Origin of the sequence: Vibrio sp. L85 (assembly GCF_963871815.1) — a bacterium.
In the GTDB taxonomy this organism is placed as follows: domain Bacteria; phylum Pseudomonadota; class Gammaproteobacteria; order Enterobacterales; family Vibrionaceae; genus Vibrio; species Vibrio harveyi.
Genome location: NZ_CAWMYL010000243.1, coordinates 53,746 through 73,426 on the forward strand (window position 1 = coordinate 53,746; position 19,681 = coordinate 73,426).

Annotated in this window: 18 protein-coding genes; 7 read left to right on the forward strand and 11 right to left on the reverse strand. The window is 44.2% G+C overall.

Features of this window, described 5'->3' with window-relative positions; translation table 11 throughout:
- Window positions 1-55: 55 nt before the first annotated feature.
- Both AACR11_RS23060 and AACR11_RS23065 read left to right on the forward strand, forming a co-directional pair.
- A complete protein-coding gene (locus AACR11_RS23060; RefSeq protein ID WP_029790473.1) occupies window positions 56-1,405 on the forward strand; it encodes an Hpt domain-containing protein in 1,350 nt (449 codons plus the stop codon).
- Window positions 1,406-1,516: 111 nt separating this feature from the next.
- Window positions 1,517-2,680, forward strand: coding sequence for a hypothetical protein (locus tag AACR11_RS23065; protein WP_029790472.1), 1,164 nt, complete (start codon window positions 1,517-1,519; stop codon window positions 2,678-2,680).
- 84 nt (window positions 2,681-2,764) lie between these two features.
- On the opposite strand, the gene nhaC is transcribed toward AACR11_RS23065, so the two are convergent.
- The gene (gene nhaC / locus AACR11_RS23070) at window positions 2,765-4,201 is read right to left on the reverse strand and encodes a Na+/H+ antiporter NhaC (RefSeq protein ID WP_005444657.1); all 1,437 of its coding nucleotides are present in this window, start codon (window positions 4,199-4,201) and stop codon (window positions 2,765-2,767) included.
- Window positions 4,202-4,638: 437 nt separating this feature from the next.
- On the opposite strand from nhaC, the gene asd reads away from it, so the two are divergent.
- Entirely contained in the window at window positions 4,639-5,754 is a 1,116-nt protein-coding gene (gene asd / locus AACR11_RS23075; RefSeq protein ID WP_009698522.1) for an aspartate-semialdehyde dehydrogenase, read from the forward strand.
- Window positions 5,755-6,058: 304 nt separating this feature from the next.
- On the opposite strand, the gene AACR11_RS23080 is transcribed toward asd, so the two are convergent.
- Window positions 6,059-6,907, reverse strand: coding sequence for an ion transporter (locus tag AACR11_RS23080; protein WP_029790471.1), 849 nt, complete (start codon window positions 6,905-6,907; stop codon window positions 6,059-6,061).
- Window positions 6,908-6,969: 62 nt separating this feature from the next.
- Entirely contained in the window at window positions 6,970-7,608 is a 639-nt protein-coding gene (locus AACR11_RS23085; protein ID WP_005444661.1) for a YchE family NAAT transporter, read from the reverse strand.
- Between the two features lie 651 nt (window positions 7,609-8,259).
- On the opposite strand from AACR11_RS23085, the gene adhE reads away from it, so the two are divergent.
- Entirely contained in the window at window positions 8,260-10,962 is a 2,703-nt protein-coding gene (gene adhE / locus AACR11_RS23090; RefSeq protein ID WP_005444662.1) for a bifunctional acetaldehyde-CoA/alcohol dehydrogenase, read from the forward strand.
- 151 nt (window positions 10,963-11,113) lie between these two features.
- Here adhE and AACR11_RS23095 read toward each other — a convergent pair whose 3' ends face one another.
- The 3 genes from AACR11_RS23095 to sodB all read right to left on the reverse strand — a co-directional run bounded on the left by AACR11_RS23095 (window position 11,114) and on the right by sodB (window position 13,237).
- Window positions 11,114-11,857 (reverse strand): SDR family oxidoreductase, encoded by a 744-nt coding sequence (locus AACR11_RS23095; protein ID WP_017189356.1) that lies wholly within the window; start codon window positions 11,855-11,857, stop codon window positions 11,114-11,116.
- A gap of 134 nt (window positions 11,858-11,991) precedes the next feature.
- Complete coding sequence (locus tag AACR11_RS23100) at window positions 11,992-12,495, reverse strand: VC2046/SO_2500 family protein (protein WP_029790470.1); 504 nt, start codon at window positions 12,493-12,495, stop codon at window positions 11,992-11,994.
- 157 nt (window positions 12,496-12,652) lie between these two features.
- Window positions 12,653-13,237 carry a superoxide dismutase [Fe] gene (gene sodB / locus AACR11_RS23105; RefSeq protein ID WP_053408263.1) on the reverse strand — a complete coding sequence of 195 codons (585 nt, stop codon included), beginning with the start codon at window positions 13,235-13,237 and terminating at the stop codon, window positions 12,653-12,655.
- A gap of 242 nt (window positions 13,238-13,479) precedes the next feature.
- Here sodB and AACR11_RS23110 point away from each other — a divergent pair, with 242 nt between their 5' ends.
- Both AACR11_RS23110 and AACR11_RS23115 read left to right on the forward strand, forming a co-directional pair.
- Window positions 13,480-13,815, forward strand: a complete 336-nt coding sequence (locus tag AACR11_RS23110; RefSeq protein WP_005444666.1) for a Grx4 family monothiol glutaredoxin — start codon at window positions 13,480-13,482, stop codon at window positions 13,813-13,815.
- Between the two features lie 75 nt (window positions 13,816-13,890).
- Window positions 13,891-14,520: a DsbA family protein gene (locus AACR11_RS23115; protein WP_005444667.1), complete on the forward strand. Its 630-nt coding sequence runs from the start codon at window positions 13,891-13,893 to the stop codon at window positions 14,518-14,520.
- Window positions 14,521-14,609: 89 nt separating this feature from the next.
- Here AACR11_RS23115 and AACR11_RS23120 read toward each other — a convergent pair whose 3' ends face one another.
- On the reverse strand, window positions 14,610-15,935 hold the full coding sequence (locus AACR11_RS23120) for a Na+/H+ antiporter family protein (protein WP_005444668.1): 1,326 nt from the start codon (window positions 15,933-15,935) through the stop codon (window positions 14,610-14,612).
- A gap of 28 nt (window positions 15,936-15,963) precedes the next feature.
- Window positions 15,964-16,608: a ribonuclease T gene (rnt, locus tag AACR11_RS23125; protein WP_009698519.1), complete on the reverse strand. Its 645-nt coding sequence runs from the start codon at window positions 16,606-16,608 to the stop codon at window positions 15,964-15,966.
- A gap of 356 nt (window positions 16,609-16,964) precedes the next feature.
- Between rnt and motY the strand changes: the two genes are divergently transcribed.
- The gene (motY, locus tag AACR11_RS23130; protein WP_005444670.1) at window positions 16,965-17,846 is read left to right on the forward strand and encodes a flagellar protein MotY; all 882 of its coding nucleotides are present in this window, start codon (window positions 16,965-16,967) and stop codon (window positions 17,844-17,846) included.
- A 109-nt stretch (window positions 17,847-17,955) separates the two neighbouring features.
- Here the strand turns inward: motY and AACR11_RS23135 are convergent, their stop codons facing one another.
- The 3 genes from AACR11_RS23135 to nth all read right to left on the reverse strand — a co-directional run bounded on the left by AACR11_RS23135 (window position 17,956) and on the right by nth (window position 19,617).
- Window positions 17,956-18,390, reverse strand: coding sequence for a DUF2753 domain-containing protein (locus AACR11_RS23135; protein WP_005444671.1), 435 nt, complete (start codon window positions 18,388-18,390; stop codon window positions 17,956-17,958).
- A gap of 136 nt (window positions 18,391-18,526) precedes the next feature.
- Window positions 18,527-18,943, reverse strand: coding sequence for a lactoylglutathione lyase (gloA, locus tag AACR11_RS23140; RefSeq protein ID WP_009698517.1), 417 nt, complete (start codon window positions 18,941-18,943; stop codon window positions 18,527-18,529).
- A 32-nt stretch (window positions 18,944-18,975) separates the two neighbouring features.
- On the reverse strand, window positions 18,976-19,617 hold the full coding sequence (gene nth, locus AACR11_RS23145; RefSeq protein ID WP_005444675.1) for an endonuclease III: 642 nt from the start codon (window positions 19,615-19,617) through the stop codon (window positions 18,976-18,978).
- Between the last annotated feature and the right edge of the window lie 64 nt (window positions 19,618-19,681).

The following is a 19,681-nucleotide window of genomic DNA, read 5'->3' on the forward strand; positions in this document are numbered from 1 at the left end:
AAGCGCATTTCATGGTATATGCTTGTTATTAATAGAGATAATTGAGGAATGGGCGTTGCTGCAATTCAAAGAGGGAATAAAACAAGCAATCTGGTTTTTGTTTGCGGTATGGTGTGCCTTTGCTGTGGGTATTTGGCTGCAAGCTCAACAAACCATACGTACGATTTCAACCGTTGATGAACTCAGCAGCAAGGTTGATGAAGTGCGTCATATCTTTAACTTTGAGCTGCCTTATCGTGCTCAGCACGTTGACCAAGTCTCTCTCAAACTTCAGCTTGTTTATGCAGTTCGTTTGCAATTGCAGAGCGAGTACTCTGACCGCTGGGGTGGTCCAGACTTAACGCAACTGCTTTATTCAACTGATCGCTTTCTTGAAGGCGCGAGAACATTTATCGGTAGCGATAGTGAGCTAGTCGCGCTGGCTGACCAACTCCATAATAGCCGAGAGTCAGCCAGTAACTCTGAGCAACTGAGAACCATGTACTATCGCTTAGGTGCTTTGGTCTTAGAAGCCATGTTTAGTGATGCAGCGACAAGCTCAGATACTTACCAAGAGCTTGATTCTCTTTTTACCGAGTCACAAAAGCTAGAGCAAAAAGAGCAAGGGGCGTTCCAACGTCGATTGGCTCAAACGTCAAATGTGCTTGCCGCTCATGCTCAAGGCAGCCACCTCGCTAACCAATTGCTTAACCCTGAATTTTCTAATCAGTTTGCCTCTGTCATTAGCTCTCTTGAACAAAAGCTGGTGTTTTACATCTCCTTTTTAGTGTTAGTAAGTGGTTCCTTACTCGCGGTGGTTTCTTGGGCTTTGTTCTACAAGGAAACTCCAGTCTTAGATGCCCCAATTCAACCTTGTGAAAAAACGGATACACCAATGAAGCCGAACCCACCTGAAGTGATTTTGCCGACAGAGAAGCAAGTTACCGAGCCAAGTGGTGAGGAGCGCATGCCTGTGGATGTGGTAAAACCAACCACACCTCTAGAAGAAGAGAATGACGATGCATCTTCTTTAGCCGCGAGTGTGAGCGTGGAGACGGATGAGCCTTATATCGATATAGAGAAAATGCTTGATTCGCTCTCTGGTGATGAAGAGTCTGTGCGTATGTTGTTAGAGGTTTTCATACAAGATCATTCTGAAGATGGTACGAAGCTAAGAACATTGATAGCTGAGGGTAAGGATGAAGAACACGCTCAGCGTATCGCCCATAGCTTGAAGGGAGTGTCAGGCAGCATTGGGGCGATGCCTCTACACTATATATCTGGGGATATCGAATCTTTAATTAAACAAGGTCAGGAAGTCGTTACAGGCAAGCTGGATATGTTGGAAGATACCCTGCAGAAAACGACACTTTTTGCTGAGGCAGTTCTTAATAGTGAAAACATTCGAGAAGTGCTAACAGATTGATATTCCTCTGACTTAAAATAGTAGAGATTCAGGTATTAAGGGGCGCTTGCGAACCTTATGCTTTGGTTCGTCACTGTTCCTGTCCTACACCATTTGATCATAGGTAATTTCATGTTCATCCGCCGACTGTCTTCTTGGTTGATAGCCTGTCTGGTTTTAAGCCTTTCGGGATGCTCTCTCTTAGAAGTAAAAATCGATAGTCAAACTGTACCGCTCACCAAACAAGAGCTAAACATGCGCATTATGACGCGTGAATACGCTCAGCAGTTCTTTGCTCAAGTAGAGCAAGCTGCCGATGTGCTCCAAGACAACTACGAGCCTAACGATAAAATAAACCAATCTTATATTTTACTTTGGAAAATCAATGCGGAAGAAGGGCTTCAAGCTGCCGCTTACCAAGTCTCGCCAATGGCGGCTCTGATTGACACGTGGGTATTTACTCACCAAATGGACCAGTTCTTCAGTGTCGGTGCAGGGAAAGATCTATTCACTACCGGGGAAGCACAACAAGTGTCTGCTCACTTAGCCAAGGAAGTCGATAAGCTTGCACAATCTTTGTTGAAAAAAGACGTGTACTCGAAAACCAAAGTGTTTGTGGCTGACTTTGTTGAGAAATACCCATTCGCGGATTTGAGTATGATCCGTACACCAGCTTATCGAGCTTGGTTACAAGCGAATCAGATCAGTGAGGAAGAAGCTGTAACGACATTGGGTACGATGCCTGAGGCTATCGGTGATGTGTCTGATCGTTTGAGCTTAGTGTCTGAACAAACACCAAAAATCATGACGTGGAAAGCGCAGTTGCTCGCACTCAATAGCTCAGCAAGTATCGAACAAGTAAATGCAGCGCTAAACAGCTTGAAGGTTACTTCTGAGTCGTTGAAAGACTTTATCGATAATAACCCAGAGTATATGCGTAACTTGGCACAGCAAATGGCAGTGCAGTTGCAGCCACTTGTTGAAGATATCGACCAGAAAACAGAAGAGCGCTTGGTTCAGTTGAGTGAAGAGCGACAAGCACTAGAAAAAATGGTGGCGAGAGAACGCCAAGAGATTGCTCAAATTATTACAAACGAAAGAGAGAAGTTTGCGCAAGACCTCGACCACGTTTCGCAAGAGGTTGTGAACCTTGCAATGGATAAACTGATCGAACTGGTGAAGAGCACCATCATCTACTTCATTTTGTTCATCCTAGTGATCTTCTTTGCTCCTCTTGTTTTGGGCTATGCCTTAGGTAAACGTTCAGCGGTAAGAGCAGGTACCAAATCTGCCTGATTAGCCGGAGCTTAGCCAAACGACAAACATAAAAAAGGACCGAATCGTCGGTCCTTTTTCTATTCTATTGAAAGTTAGAACTATTTAAGCCGTTTGCTGCTTTAGTTCACCTTCTGCTTGTTCTTCTGTTGCTGGTGCTGTTGGTTCGCATTTATCGACAAACCAACCCATGTACGACGTGAAGATAGTGACGATAATACACACGAAGCTCAACCACATGAATGGCGCGTAAGACAATGTTGCCACACCCAGAATACTCGCCATGTAGATGCCGTTATCACTCCAAGGCACCATACCTGACGTTAACGTACCACCGAACTCGGCGTTACGAGATAGGTTTTTACGTTTGTAGCCAAGGCGATCGTAGTTTTTCGCACAGATTTTTGGTGTCAGAATCAGTGATACGTACATCGCCGAGCCGAATACGTTACCCATGAAAGCTGTACCAATGGTGCTTGTGGCCAGAGAACCCGCACTTTGAACACGTCGCTCGAACAGTTTCGCAATTGTCTCAAGCACGCCCACCTTATCTAGCAAGCCACCAAAACCAAGACCAAATACGATAACTGCAACAGAACCTAGCATAGAAGACATACCGCCTCGGTTTAGAATCGAGTCAATGAAGTCCACACCTGAAGAAATTGCAAATGGTGCCCAAGCGGTATTGAATGCCGTTAGGAAGTCTACATCCTGAATCATTACTGCCCAGATAATACCTAGTAGTGAACCGAAGCTGATCACAGGGAAAGAAGGCATGCGCATAGCGAGTAGAGCCAATACGATAATGACTGGAACAAAAGAATAAGGCGTAATGAAAAATTGTTGTTCCATAGCCTGAATTACTGAGTCCACTTGGCTCATATCCACTTTACCTGCGAAGTGGAAGCCAAATGCAGTAAACATAATACCCGTAATGATGTAACTGATCAGGGCAATAGGCAGCATCCCTTTGATGTGCTCTACGACTTCTACGTTTGACATTGAAGAAGCAAGAATCACGGAATCAGAAAGTGGAGACATTTTGTCGCCAAAGTAACAACCTGATAAAACCGCGCCAGCTGTAATTGGTGCTGGAACCCCAAGACCTTGACCAATTCCCATCATGGCAATACCAGCAGTACCTGCCGCACCCCAAGAAGTGCCTGTTGCTAACGCAGTCAAAGAACAGATGATCATTGTCGCTAACAAAAAGATAGAAGGGTGAATGGCTTTTAAGCCGTAGTAGATGATGGTTGGTACGATACCACCAGAGATCCAAGTACCGACTAAGGCACCTACAGCAAGAAGGATCAGCACGGCACCTAAACCATTAGAAATCCCGTTTAGTGCTGCTTTTTCAAGGTCTTTGTATTGGTGACCTAATCTTAGACCCAATAACATGATAATGAACCAACCAATGTACAGCGCAAGCTGGATTGGAAGGTCTAATTTGGCAGTAAATGAAAATGCCAAAAGAAGAAACAAACCTAGTGAGATAAATACCTGTATCAGACTAGGAAGACGTGTTGTAACTTGCTTCATATGTGCCTCTGTCGTTCATGGAGCAATAGAGGAAGGCCGCTCCCTGTTTTAATCGCGCATAACATACATTAACAAAAATTATATTTCGAACATTTGGTGCTTTATCTTGACTTTCATCCGATAAAACGTTTGCTTGTAAAATTAATAACTAAAAAACTTTAAGTTTAATAGTTTGAAATGTTTTGTGATGTAAAAAATATGTGCTGCAAATGTTGTTTTCTCACGGAGTGGTAAGACCATGTAGCACAGTGTTGGCAGTTTTCTCGGTAGGTTTTAGTGCTGAACCGATAAGAAAAGAGAAGAAAATACCTTGGATTATAAAAATTCGCGGTAAACGTTAAAAAAGTTGTGTTTATTTGCAAATTAGGGCTTGAGATTTTGTGTCGAAAATTGAACTATGGAGAAAGTTTCAAAAATATACATGGAGAGTTAGTGCGATGAGAGTAGGTTTAGTTGGTTGGCGCGGCATGGTGGGTTCAGTCCTAATGCAACGTATGGTTGAAGAGAAAGATTTCGATTTGATCGAGCCAGTTTTCTACAGTACGTCTCAAATAGGTATCCCAGCTCCAAACTTAGGTAAAGAAGCTGGTTTACTTCAAGATGCGTTCGATATTGACAGTTTAAAACAACTTGATGCAGTGATTACGTGTCAAGGTGGTGGTTATACAGAGAAAGTTTATCCAGCGCTTCGTCAAGCTGGCTGGAAAGGTTATTGGATCGATGCTGCTTCGACACTTCGTATGGTCGACGACTCTATCATTACGCTGGACCCTGTTAACCTGAAACAAATTCAACAAGGCATTCACGGTGGTACAAACACGTTTGTTGGTGGTAACTGTACCGTTAGCTTGATGCTTATGGGTCTTGGCGGTCTGTTTGAGAAAGGTCTTGTCGAGTGGACGAGTGCGATGACGTACCAGGCGGCATCTGGTGCAGGCGCGCAAAACATGCGTGAGCTGATTTCTCAGATGGGCGTAATCAACGACTCAGTAAGCTCTGAACTAGCAAATCCAGCGAGTTCAATTCTCGATATCGATAAAAAAGTTGCCGACACCATGCGCAGTTCTTCATTCCCAACCGATAAGTTTGGTGTGCCACTAGCCGGCTCTTTGATTCCTTGGATCGACGTCAAGCGCGACAACGGTCAAAGTAAAGAAGAGTGGAAAGCGGGTGTAGAAGCGAACAAGATCCTTGGTTTCCAAGATGCACCAGTGCCAATTGATGGTACGTGTGTTCGTATCGGTGCAATGCGTAGTCACTCTCAAGCACTGACTATCAAGCTTAAGCAAAATGTGCCAATGGATGAAATCGAAGAAATCATCGCAACGCACAACGACTGGGTAAAAGTGATTCCGAATGACCGCGACATCACGGCTCAAGAACTTACGCCTGCGAAAGTAACAGGTACCTTGTCAATCCCTGTTGGTCGTCTACGTAAAATGGCAATGGGCGATGATTTCCTAAATGCGTTCACTGTCGGTGACCAGCTATTATGGGGTGCAGCAGAGCCATTACGCCGTACTCTACGCATCATTCTTGCTGAGAAAGCTTAAAAGAACGAACACTGCGTTTCTTGAGAGCTAAAAGCTATATAAAAGCCGATGTGAATTCATCGGCTTTTTTGATCGTAAGTCTGGAGTACGAAACGGGCTGTACTTTGCGAAAGTTCTTTATTAAGAGGGACAAATAGAGGGGCTGGCGCCCTCGTTCTTTAGAGTGAGAGATATTGTTCTCCAAACTAACGCCGCGTCATTCCCGAAAGCGACGAAGGAGCGCAGTCGGGAATCTCTTGTTGGAGGCATTACGCCCTGAGATTCGGGAGCGCTCCACTTTAGGCATCGAAAGCCGATTCCTGTTCTATTCGTCCTCGTCCGCACTCACGACGCGATTATCAGGATCTGCTAGTTCACTGCCACAATGCTTACAGTGCATCGCATCTGAATCATGACCAGAGCGATTACAATTTGGGCACTTTACTAATTGTTTGTGCGCATTCATCTCATTACTGAGTTCTGCAGTGATAATGCCGGTTGGGACCGCAAGTATCGAATAACCGAGCAGCATAGTTAATGATGCGATGGCTTTCCCAAGGTGAGTTTGCGGCACCATGTCGCCATACCCAACAGTGGTAATCGTTACGATCGCCCAGTAGATGCTTTTAGGAATACTCGTAAAGCCGTTGTGCGGACCTTCAATAACGAAAATCAGTGCGCCGAAAATGGTGACCAGAATACCTACGGTGCTAAAGAAGATAAGAATCTTACGACGCGCCATCAATAGAGAGCGTAGCAATATGTTGGAATCTTGTAGGTAGCGCACCAATTTCAAGATGCGGAAGATACGCATGACACGTAGTAATCGCACTACACCCATAAACGAAGCACCAGGGAAGAAGATCGCTAAATAGGTTGGCAGAATCGCTAACAGATCAACTACACCATAAAAGCTGGTGGCATAAGACTTAGGTTTTGGAGAGCAGTACAGTCTTAATAAATACTCAATAGTGAATAGGGCTGTGAAGGTGTATTCGATGTAACGCAGTTCTCGCGACCATTCAGTCATTACCGATGGCAGTGATTCTAGAATCAAAACCACGAGAGAAGTAATGATCGCAATAATCAGTGCGATATCGAAGGCACGCCCAGCACGTGTATGAGTACCGAAAATAATGACGTATAAATGATGCTTGAAAGACTTGCGAGGCATGATGTTGCACTGTCAGCGTTAAAATGAAACGGATTGCAACATCATACCAGAAGTTATGAAATTTAGGCTAAACCAGGGAATAGGTTTCTTAAACCGTTAGCAATAAACTCAATACCAAGAGCGCCCAAGATTAGACCCATAATACGGGTAATCACGTTGATGCCTGTTTGACCAAGGAAACGAACGATCAAAGGCGCAGAGCGGAACAACAACCAAGAGCAAAAACAAAACAGCATGATCGTAACGCTAATACCAACCGTGTCGAGTGCACTTGGGTAACGTGCGCCATAAACAATGGTTGAGCTGATTGCACCTGGACCTGCCATCAAAGGCATCGCTAGCGGTACTACACCGATTTGTTCGCGGCTTACGTATTCCGACTTCTCTTGTTTATTTTGCTTATCTTCACCCAGTTTACCGCTCATCATCGAGAACGCGATACTCAGAAGTAGTAAACCGCCCGCAACACGGAAAGAGTCCAGAGAAATACTGAACATATCCAACAACAACTGACCAGCAAAAAGAGAAATGATCAAAATAATCGCAACGGCAACGTTGGCTGTCGTGGCGGTCTTATTTTTCTCTTCTGGTGTCATATGACCGGTTAGTGATACGAACACAGGCATGATACCAACAGGGTTCACTGCTGCGACCAAACCTAAGAAAAACTGTAGGAAAATAGCTAACTCTAAAGTCTGCATGTTGCTTACTCGTAAACGTTCACAATAGTGAAAAAGAGAGGGGGTAGTTTTAGGCGGTAATGTAAGGCAAAAGTGCGGTAGGAAGAAATGAAAAAAACTAACGTATTTGGGCTAGTATTTGTGAGAAAAACTAATTATTGAAGAAAATGTATTCAATCTGGAAACGAATTGTTACGTAGAAAATTGATGAGAGAGCATACTGATTTACACAAACGTTAACATTCGCACATTTTTCACAAAAAGAAAGGTGGTTTGTAGAGAGATAAGACGTATTCGATATACTCTCAGTAGCACAAAAATTAGGGTCCACATGTAATTTTGTTGGCTAAAAATGAAACTTTTTTACAGATTGTTGTTATTTCTTTTAGTTTTTAGTTCGTTTGCTTCTTTTTTGTCCAATAAAAAATGAAGTTTAATTTATTTATTTATCAATGATTTATGTTGTTTTGTTGTGGTAAACCACTACTTTGGGGGTATTTCAGTTGTGAGAACTGATCCAAGTCAATTTTTTTCACACTCTGAAATATTATACTCAGCCCTGAAAGCAATTTACTAAGATGGTTGTTAGTTAAGTCGCTGATAAACAGTAAAAACGAAAGACAATAACCTTACTAAAAAGTTTTTAATATTTATTATTTTAGGAGATCCACCATGCCTGTAACTAACTTAGCTGAACTAGATGCTCTAGTAGCACGCGTTAAAGCAGCACAAGAAGAGTTCGCAACATTTTCTCAAGAGAAAGTAGATGCAATCTTCCGCGCAGCTTCTCTTGCAGCTAACCATGCTCGTATCCCACTAGCACAACAAGCAGTTGCTGAATCTGGAATGGGTATTGTTGAAGATAAGGTAATCAAAAACCACTTCGCTTCAGAATTTATCTACAACAAATACAAAGACGAAAAAACATGTGGCATCTTAGAAGAAGATGACAACCTAGGCACAATGACTATCGCTGAGCCTGTAGGTATCATCTGTGGTATCGTTCCAACGACTAACCCGACTTCTACTGCTATCTTCAAATCTCTAATCTCTCTAAAAACTCGTAACGGCATCATCTTCTCGCCACACCCACGTGCGAAGAACTCAACTAACGATGCGGCGAAACTAGTTCTAGATGCAGCAGTAGCAGCTGGTGCACCAAAAGACATCATCGGTTGGATCGACCAACCATCTGTAGAGCTTTCTAACGCTCTTATGAAGCACGACGGTATCGCTCTTATCCTTGCAACTGGTGGTCCAGGCATGGTTAAAGCAGCTTACTCTTCTGGTAAGCCAGCTATCGGTGTAGGTGCAGGTAACGTTCCTGTAGTTATCGATGAAACAGCTGACATCAAACGTGCTGTTGCTTCTATCCTAATGTCTAAAACTTTCGATAACGGCGTAGTATGTGCTTCTGAGCAAGCTGCAATCGTAGTTAGCGAAGTTTACGACGAAGTGAAAGAGCGTTTCGCTTCTCATAAAGCTCACGTTCTATCTAAAGCTGACGCTGATAAAGTACGTAAAGTACTTCTTATCGACGGCGCACTAAACGCGAAAATCGTAGGTCAACCTGCTCCAGCAATCGCTGAAATGGCCGGCGTTAAAGTTCCTGCTGACACAAAAGTTCTTGTAGGTGAAGGTCTAGGTAAAGTTTCTTACGATGATGAGTTCGCTCACGAGAAACTATCTCCAACTCTAGGTCTATTCCGTGCTGACAACTTCGAAGATGCAGTTGCTCAAGCGGTAACAATGGTTGAAATCGGTGGTATCGGTCACACATCTGGTCTTTACACTAACCAAGACGTAAACGCAGACCGCATCCGTTACTTCGGTGACAAGATGAAGACTGCACGTATCCTTGTAAACATCCCGACTACTCACGGTGGTATCGGTGACCTTTACAACTTCAACGTAGCACCTTCTCTAACTCTAGGTTGTGGTTCTTGGGGTGGTAACTCTATCTCTGAGAACGTAGGTCCTAAGCACCTTATCAACAAGAAAACTGTAGCTAAGCGAGCTGAAAACATGTTGTGGCACAAACTACCTAAGTCTATCTACTTCCGTCGTGGTAGCCTTCCAATCGCAATGAGCGACCTAGAAGGTAAGAAACGCGCATTCCTAGTAACTGACCGTTTCCTATTCAACAACGGTTACGCTGATGAAGTAGTTAAACTGCTTAAAGAGCAAGGCATCGAAGTTCAAACATTCTTCGACGTAGAAGCGGATCCAACACTATCTGTTGTTGAGAAAGGTGCAGAAGCAATGAAGAGCTTCCAACCTGACGTAATCCTAGCTCTAGGTGGTGGTTCACCAATGGATGCTGCGAAGATCATGTGGGTAATGTACGAGCACCCAGAAACTCACTTCGCTGAACTAGCAATGCGCTTTATGGACATCCGTAAACGTATCTACAAGTTCCCTAAAATGGGTAAGAAAGCTGAGCTTGTATGTATCACTACAACTTCAGGTACTGGTTCAGAAGTTACTCCATTCGCTGTTGTTACAGACGACAAGACTGGTGCTAAGTACCCACTAGCTGACTACGAAATCACGCCAAACATGGCTATCGTTGATGCTAACCTAGTAATGAACATGCCTAAGTCTCTAACAGCATTCGGTGGTTACGATGCAGTAACTCACGCTCTAGAAGCTTACGTATCTGTTCTTGCGAACGAGTACTCAGATGGTCAAGCTCTACAAGCACTTAAGATGCTTAAAGAGTACCTACCTTCAAGCTACGCGAACGGTGCAAACGACCCAATCGCTCGTGAGAAAGTACACAACGCGGCAACGATCGCTGGTATCGCATTTGCGAACGCATTCCTAGGTGTTTGTCACTCTATGGCGCACAAGATTGGTGCTGAGTTCCACCTACCTCACGGTCTAGCGAACGCACTACTAATCTCGAACGTTGTACGTTACAACGCGAACGACAACCCAACTAAACAAACTGCGTTCTCTCAATACGACCGTCCACAAGCACGTCGTCGTTACGCTGAAGTTGCTGACCACCTAGGCCTAAGCCAAGAAGGTGACCGTACTGCTCAGAAGATTGAACGTCTACTAGCATGGTTGGACGAGCTGAAAGGCGACCTAGACATCCCAATGTCTATCCAAGCTGCAGGTGTTTCTGAAGCTGACTTCGTAGCGAAACTAGACGAACTAGCTGTTGAAGCGTTCGATGACCAGTGTACAGGTGCTAACCCTCGTTACCCTCTAATCACTGAGCTAAAAGAAGTTCTAATGGCTTCTTACTACGGTAAAGCATTCGTTGAAGGCGAAACTTTCGAAGGTACAACTGTTATCAAGAAGAAAGCAGACCAAGTAGCGAAAGAAGCAGCACCAAAAGCTAAGAAAGAAAAAGCTAACGCATAAGTACGACGTTAGTTATGAAGTAGGTTTTCGCTAGCACGAAACTTACAATCGGGAAAACTCAAAGCCCCAGTCGAAAGACTGGGGCTTTTTTTTTTGTTCTTTACATTACCAACGGCTCTGTTAGGTGGCGGATTTAGGTAGGAAGGTTTACTTAGACTTCGGTCGTGACGACGCGTCCGCTAAAGTACTCATTTGCGACAATGTAGGCGGTATTTCTTACCAACTCATCTTGGATCTGAGCCCAATGTCGCTCGTCTAGATCTTCGCTGGTATGGTTTACGGATGGGATGACGCCACCCACACGAATATTGAAAGGGGTCAGCTCTTTTGCCCAGCTGTGAGTAAAACCCGACACCAGTGCTGCCATGCTCTCTACTCCAGTGAGATCTTCATGGTTGTCATGTGAGATAACGTTAACGATCACGCCTTTCTTCTCTCTCGAACGAAATCGTTCAGCACTGACTTGCCCATAGGTATAGAGAAAGCGAGCCGCAGAAGAAAGGTGGTCAATATAGGTACTCATTGGCTCTGGAGCCATTAAGCTTGGCATTGGTGAGCTGGTCCAGCAGTTTACGATTACATCGGGAGTCGCACCTAATTGCGACTCTATTTGGTCGAACAATAAGTTGATGGATGTCGTGTTGTCATTGCACACATTCATCGCATATACCCTGTCGGAAAACGCACTGATTTGCTCGTAGCTTGCCTTCAAGGCACTAGGGTTCTGATCACAAAGTACCAACGTTGCCCCAAGATGGGCAAAGTGGTTGGAGCAAGTTCTGCCCAATACAGAGCCTGCAGATGTGACGAGAATGATTGAGTCTTTAATATCCATAGCACCTTCACTGTAATTTCTTGTGTTAAACAATACATCAGTGGTTTGTGCTATCAGCATGGATGAATTTATTTGAGCTCAGTGTGAAAAGGCTCAAACTAACGCTTTTGCGCGACAATTATTGTTTAGGAATTTGTAAGGCGTCACATTTCTGACGTGCTTGGAATGTAAGCGCTTGGCGGAAAAGTGAAACGTTATGCTTGAGTTTGGATTTGGTAATGACGTTGAGCCGTCACTAGTTGATTGTACAAACCTGCATCGGGAATAAGGGTTTTGTTGCGCTCACCTAAGCTGCGGCGCTCGTGACCTGAAAGGTTGTGATAAACCTCTTCTGGTAGATTAAATGTGTCTTCAGGAAGGTAAGTGAGTGCATCAGGCTTTAGGTAGTGGCTCAGTTTTGCCGAAGGCAAGCCAGCATTATGAAACTGTTTCGCTTGTTCTGCTGCGAGTTCATAGCTACTGCTATCAGAACGTAGAGATTGAGGTTGAGATAAACCGAATTGTTGACGAAGAATGTCATCACTGGTGATCACTTCTTGGACTTCTTCAACCGGAACCACATCGCGGACATCGTTAGAAAACATAGACAGAATCAACGAGAAATCAGCGCGACGACCTTCGTGTACGGCATGGTTAATACCATTACCGAACTGAAGTTCGTTGATGATTGCTGCTTTGTCTAAAGTATGGATTTGCATGATGTTCCTCGCTTGATGCACTTTTAGCGGCAACGGAGAGAAGAACTTTAGGAAAAAGAGGGGATTAATTGAAGAAATCGGTTAGAGATGTAATAAAAAAGCCCGCAACAATGCGAGCTTTTTGAATATGACTAAATTGAACTTAGGGGGAAGTTAATTACTTCGCTAGGTTCTCAGCTACGAAATCCCAGTTTACAAGCGCCCAGAAGCCGTTCATGTAATCAGGACGTACGTTGCGGTAATCGATGTAGTACGCGTGTTCCCACAGGTCAACAGTTAGAAGTGGAGTCGTACCTTCTTCTGTTAGAGGTGTAGCAGCGTTAGAAGTGTTAACGATTTCTAGAGAACCGTCAGCTTTCTTAACTAACCAAGTCCATGAAGAACCAAAGTTGTTGATTGCTGCGTCAGTGAACTTCGCTTTGAATTCTTCGAAAGAACCGAATGCAGCGTTGATTGCATCAGCAACTGCACCAGTTGGCTCGCCGCCCGCGTTTGGCGCTAGGCAGTGCCAGTAGAACGTGTGGTTCCAGATCTGTGCTGCGTTGTTAAATATGCCACCAGTAGAAGTCTTGATGATCTCTTCTAGTGTCTTGCCTTCGAACTCAGTACCAGGGATAAGACCGTTTAGCTTAACAACGTAAGTGTTGTGGTGCTTACCGTGGTGGAAATCTAGAGTCTCTGCAGAGATGTGTGGTTCTAGTGCGTCTTTCGCGTAAGGAAGAGCTGGTAGTTCAAATGCCATTGCTCGATTCTCCATAGATATGAAAGGGTTACCTTTCGATTGCTTCCAGTGTTTTTATTTATATGTAGTCGTTACGACTGACTTGAAAAGTATTTTAGCAAGTTTTTACTTTATTAAAACCCCGATATGAAAATATTTTAAGAGGAAAGGGGCAAAGACTTACTAATTATATGGTTTTTATTCTGTGTTTATTGAGTAGAATGTGGCAATAATTAAAGTTCACGTCCATGAATGAGGAAGCGATGGAAACTATCGATAAAATCAAACAGCAGATCTCTGAAAACGCAATCCTGCTGTACATGAAAGGATCACCGAAACTACCTAGCTGTGGTTTCTCTTCTCAAGCAGCACAAGCTCTAATGGCATGTGGTGAGAAGTTCGCTTACGTAGACATTCTACAAAACCCAGATATCCGCGCTGAGCTACCAAAATACGCTCAATGGCCTACATTCCCACAACTGTGGGTTGAAGGTGAGCTGATCGGTGGTTGTGACATCATTTTGGAAATGTTCCAAAAAGGTGAACTTCAGCCTCTTATCAAAGAAGCTGCGGCACGCGTTGAAGGTGACGCTGAGTAATTCGTAAATACTCACATTTGGCGATAGAATACAAAGGAGCCGCATTGGCTCCTTTTTCTTTTTTAGGTTAGTGGAATGAACTTGAAGCTTTACTACGTACATGATCCAATGTGCAGCTGGTGTTGGGGCTACAAACCAACCATCGAAAAATTGAAGCAGCAACTGCCAGGTGTGATTCAGTTTGAGTATGTTATGGGTGGGCTTGCGCCAGATACTAATCTGCCGATGCCTCCAGAAATGCAGCAGAAGATTGAACAGATTTGGAAGCAAATCGAAAGTCAGCTTGGTACCAAGTTTAACTACGATTTCTGGACGTTGTGTACACCAGTACGTAGTACTTACCAATCTTGCCGTGCAGTTATCGCTGCAGGTTTCCAAGACTCTTATGAGCAAATGCTGGAAGCGATTCAGCACGCTTACTATTTACGTGCGATGCCTCCTCATGAAGAAGCAACCCATCTGCAACTCGCAAGAGAGATTGGCTTAAACGTTCAACAGTTTAAGAATGATATGGATGGCACTTTGCTGGAAGGTGTTTTCCAAGACCAACTCAGTCTTGCAAAGAGCTTGGGTGTTAGTTCTTACCCGAGTTTGGTACTGCAAATTAACGACGCTTACTTCCCGATTGAAGTGGACTATTTGTCGACAGAAAATACGTTGAAGCTTATCCGCGAGCGCATCATCGACAACATGCCAGCGCAGTAAACTGAAACTGGTTTTCAAAGCCCAAATAACAAAAAGCCGCTCAATGAGCGGCTTTTTCGTAACGAATTGTATCCATTTAAATGATGCGACTACAGCACCATTGCAGCAATCCAACCGAAGATGATCAAAGGGATGTTGTAGTGGATAAATGTAGGCACTACGGTTTCCCAGATGTGCTCGTGCTGACCATCTGCGTTTAGACCCGATGTTGGACCTAACGTTGAATCAGAAGCCGGAGAGCCTGCATCACCTAGTGCTGCTGCTGTACCTACTAGTGCGATTGTCGCCATCGGTGAGAAACCAAATGCTAGTGAAAGCGGCACATAGATAGTTGCAAGGATTGGAATCGTAGAGAACGATGAGCCGATACCCATTGTTACCAACAGACCAACGATCAGCATTAATAGTGCTGCAAGAGGCTTGTTGTCACCGATGCTGGTTGATAGCGATTGTACAAGCGTCTCAACGCCACCGGTTTGCTTCATTACTGCAGCGAAACCTGCCGCCGCAATCATGATGAAGCCAATCATTGCCATCATGTGTACACCTTTAGTGAACACGTCGTGCGTCTCTTTCCATGCGATAACACCACCGAAAGTGAACACCATGAAGCCAGCTAGTGCACCGATGATCATTGAGCCCGTGTATAGCTGTACGCTTAGCGCAGCAAGAATACCTAAGCCTGCAACCACAATATGTTTTTTGTTTAGCTTCTCTTCAGATTCTTGAACAACGGTCAGTTCAGTTTCTTTGTATTCACGAGGCTTACGGTAGCTAAAGAAGATTGCAGTTAGAAGACCAAACAACATACCCGCGCCCGGCAACAGCATCGCCGTTGGAACTTGGCTTGCCACGACATCTGTTAGACCATTGTCATGTAAGTTCTTCAATAGGATGTTGTTTAGGAAGATGCCACCAAAACCTATTGGTAGAACCATGTATGGCGTGATCAAACCAAAGGTAAGCACACAAGCAACCAAACGACGGTCCAGCTTCAGCTTAGCGAATACGCCCAAAAGAGGTGGAATCAAAATTGGAATGAAGGCGATATGTACCGGAATCACGTTTTGAGATGACATGGTAACAAGTACAAGAGCAACCAATACTGCGTATTTTAGACCCGTAGTCGACGCAGAGCTCTCTTTACCATTTAGGCGTTTGATAACGCTTTTTGCCAAAAGGTCAGTGATGCCAGAACGAGAAATTGCAACAGCGAAAGTACCAAGCATTGCGTAGCTTAGCGCGATAGTCGCACCGCCACCCAGACCGCTTTCAAATGCAGCAACGGTATCCCCAAGGCTCATGCCTGCAACAAGGCCACCAACGATGGCACTAAACGTGAGGGCAACCACCACGTTCACGCGCATCAATGCTAACACGAGCATGACGCACACAGATATAACGACAGGATTCATACTTTTCCTAATATGTTGTGTTTACTTATTATTCTTCGTCTACAAGCGGCCAACCGCCTAGGGCCTTCCATTTGTTGACGATGCCACAGAATAACTCTGCAGTTTGTTGTGTATCGTAGAGGGCTGAGTGTGCCTCACGATTGTCGAATTCCATCCCTGCTGCTTTACATGCTTTAGCGAGAACAGTTTGACCATAAGCAAGCCCACTTAATGTTGCGGTATCAAAAGTGGCAAATGGATGGAAAGGGACTCTTTTAAGTTTACAGCGTTCATTCGCTGCATTAACAAAACCTAAGTCGAAAGCGGCGTTGTGTGCAACCATGATGGCACGCGAACAGTCTGCTGCTTTTTGTTCTTTGCGAATCAGTTTGTAGATTTCTTTAAGTGCTTCTTGTTCGGAAACTGCACCGCGAAGAGGGCTGAATGGGTCACGAATGCCATTAAACTCCAGCGCTTCTTTTTCTAAGTTCGCGCCTTCGAAAGGTTCGATATGAAAATGAATGGTTGAGGCAGGATGCAGATCGCCATTTTCATCCATACTTAGGGTGACGGCGCAGATTTCTAAAAGTGCATCAGTTTGAGCATTGAAACCTGCGGTCTCAACGTCTACTACCACTGGAAAATAACCACGAAAACGCTTTTTCAGGGTTAGAGCTTCATTTTCTATTGTCATGTTGGCTTATATTTGTGTGACGAAGGCTGCATTATTGCAGATTCTACCGATGAGAAAAACCGCAATTTGGGAGAAATGTAGAATTCTATTCCCCATTAACCAGTGAGGGTTATAACCAAAAACAAGGGAGCTGGTCACCTGTTATTCTCGTGATGTTATTTACCATTTTATACCCAAGTCATTCTCGTTGAAGCAAGCATCTCGATGTTACTTGGGTATATGCACTTGCCAAAGTGAGCGTTAACTCCTTATAACCACTTGTAAATCCCATGTTGGCGGGATTTTTGCATTGTTCTGCATGTTTTCAATTGATTCAAGTAAGCGGCAATAGACTGCCGTTTGAGAGATGTACCTAGATGAATAAATGGCTAGTAACCAGTGGTATCGTGATGTCTTTGCTTAGCGCAAACAGTTTTGCGTCGATGGGCAAGCGTTATGTCGCCACACCGCAACAATCACAGTGGGAGATGGTGATAAATACGCCATTGGAGTGCCAGCTTGTGCATCCTATCCCTGGGTTTGGTGATGCGGTATTTTCGTCTCGTGCGAGTAAAAAGATAAACTTGGATTTTGAGCTGAAGATGCGTCGACCTATGGGTGAAACACGTAATGTCAGTTTGATTTCTATGCCTCCTCCATGGCGTCCCGGCGAGCATGCTGATCGCATTACTAACCTCAAGTTCTTCAAACAGTTTGATGGTTATGTTGGTGGGCAAACCGCTTGGGGCATTCTTTCTGAGTTAGAAAAGGGACGTTACCCAACGTTTAGCTACCAAGATTGGCAGAGTCGGGATCAGCGTATTGAAGTGGCGTTGTCATCGGTACTATTTCAGAACAAATACAACGCGTTTAGTGACTGTATTTCTAACTTGTTGAAGTACAGCTTCGAGGATATTGCGTTTACGATCCTTCATTATGAACGCCAAGGGGATCAGCTCACCAAAGCATCGAAGAAACGCTTATCGCAAATCGCAGATTATGTGCGTCACAATCAAGATATTGATTTGGTGCTGGTGGCGACTTACACCGATTCAACTGACGGTAAGAGCGCAAGTCAAAGCTTATCGGAGCGACGTGCTGAATCGCTGCGTACTTACTTTGAGTCTCTTGGTTTATCTGGTGATCGGATTCAGGTCCAAGGTTATGGTAAGCGTCGCCCGATCGCAGACAATGGCTCACCAATTGGCAAAGATAAAAACCGTCGCGTAGTGATTTCACTTGGGCGAACTCAGGTTTAATCTGACATTTGACACAATAAAAAACGCCAGAGAATAAACTCTGGCGTTTTTGTCGCTATTTGACGTTGTTTGAATACTATTGCTAATCGTATTGGCTTATTGCCGAAAATTAGTTGAGTCGGAACTTGGCGATAATCTCACAATTCGTCGCGGTATCAATCTTCTCAACTTGTTTGGCAATCGTTGGATTTGGATGGCGTTTCATAAAGTCAATCAAGGCTTTTGTACAGCATCCAATTGAATCAATAAAGCTTGCGCAATCTTTGTTTGGACACTGAGGGATCAGTGTCAGTACTTTTTCAGACGCTAACTGAAGGTATTTGAGCTCGTACTCTGTATCACCTGCCCAACGCCAAAACTGAGCTAGGTTGTGGCATGAAATCACCGAAATCAATAGTCTCTCATCGGCTTCTATTTCCACGCATTCGCTAATATCTTCACTCAGGCTAAGGGCTTGCTGGTAATGAAGAATGCTGCGAACAGGGTCATCTAGTTGAAGTGCTGTATCGGCTAGAAGTGTGTGTTTTTCCCATTCACTGATCATTATCGTTATCCCACATATCGATGTTGCTGACAAATCTAAACGATAACCATTATCAAGTAAAGCAATTTGTTTATAAACAACAGGCAGGTCTCAGACCTGCCTGCAACAACATGATATGTTTCAATAGAGAAAGGGATTAACCTTCTAAACCTGCCGAAGCTTGTTTATTTTGAATCAGTTCTACCATGTAACCATCGGGGTCTTTGACAAAAGCGATGTGGGTTGTACCGCCTTTAACTGGACCCGGCTCACGAGTTACGTTCCCACCTGCCGCTTTGATCGCGTCACACGTTGAGTAAATATCGTCTACACCGATCGCAATGTGACCAAATGCAGAGCCTAGGTCATACTCAGTTGTGCCCCAGTTGTACGTTAGTTCAATGACAGCACCTTGAGACTCATCTCCGTAGCCAAGAAATGCAAGGGTGTATTCGTACTCTTTATTTTCATTGGTACGAAGCAATTGCATGCCCATTACTTCAGTGTAGAACTTGATAGATTTGTCTAAGTCACCCACGCGCAGCATGGTGTGAAGAATTCGACCGTTTGACATTTTTTTGCTCCTAGCGATTGTTTCAGACAGGGTTATTCGTCTGGATACACTTTATCTTTGAATTCACACAGGTCTTCGATGATACAACTACCACAACGCGGCTTTCGTGCAACACAGGTGTAGCGACCATGAAGGATCAGCCAATGGTGTACATCAAGCTTAAACTCTTTTGGCACCACTTTAAGAAGTTTTTCTTCCACATCGTCGACAGTTTTGCCCATCGCAAACTTTGTCCGGTTCGAAACACGATAGATATGCGTATCTACCGCAATTGTTGGCCAACCGAATGCGGTGTTCAGTACAACATTAGCTGTTTTACGACCCACACCGGGTAACGCTTCAAGCGCTGCGCGATCTTCTGGCACTTCACCGTTGTGTTTTTCGAGCAGGATCTTACAAGTCTTAATGGTGTTTTCGGCTTTTGAGTTAAACAGACCGATGGTTTTGATGTATTCCTTTAAACCATCAACGCCCAAATCAAGAATGCCCTGTGGTGTGTTGGCAACTGGGTAGAGCTTATCTGTTGCTTTGTTCACACTTACGTCTGTCGCTTGCGCAGAAAGTAGTACGGCGATAAGGAGTTCAAACGGAGTGCTCCAATTGAGCTCCGTTTGAGGATTAGGATTGTTTTCTCTTAATCGTTCGAGAATTTCAATTCTTTTGACTTTGTTCATTGCTGACTTCCAAACCCGTCTTTGCGGTTTATGAAAAAGGCCCTACGAGTGGTAGAGCCTTGAT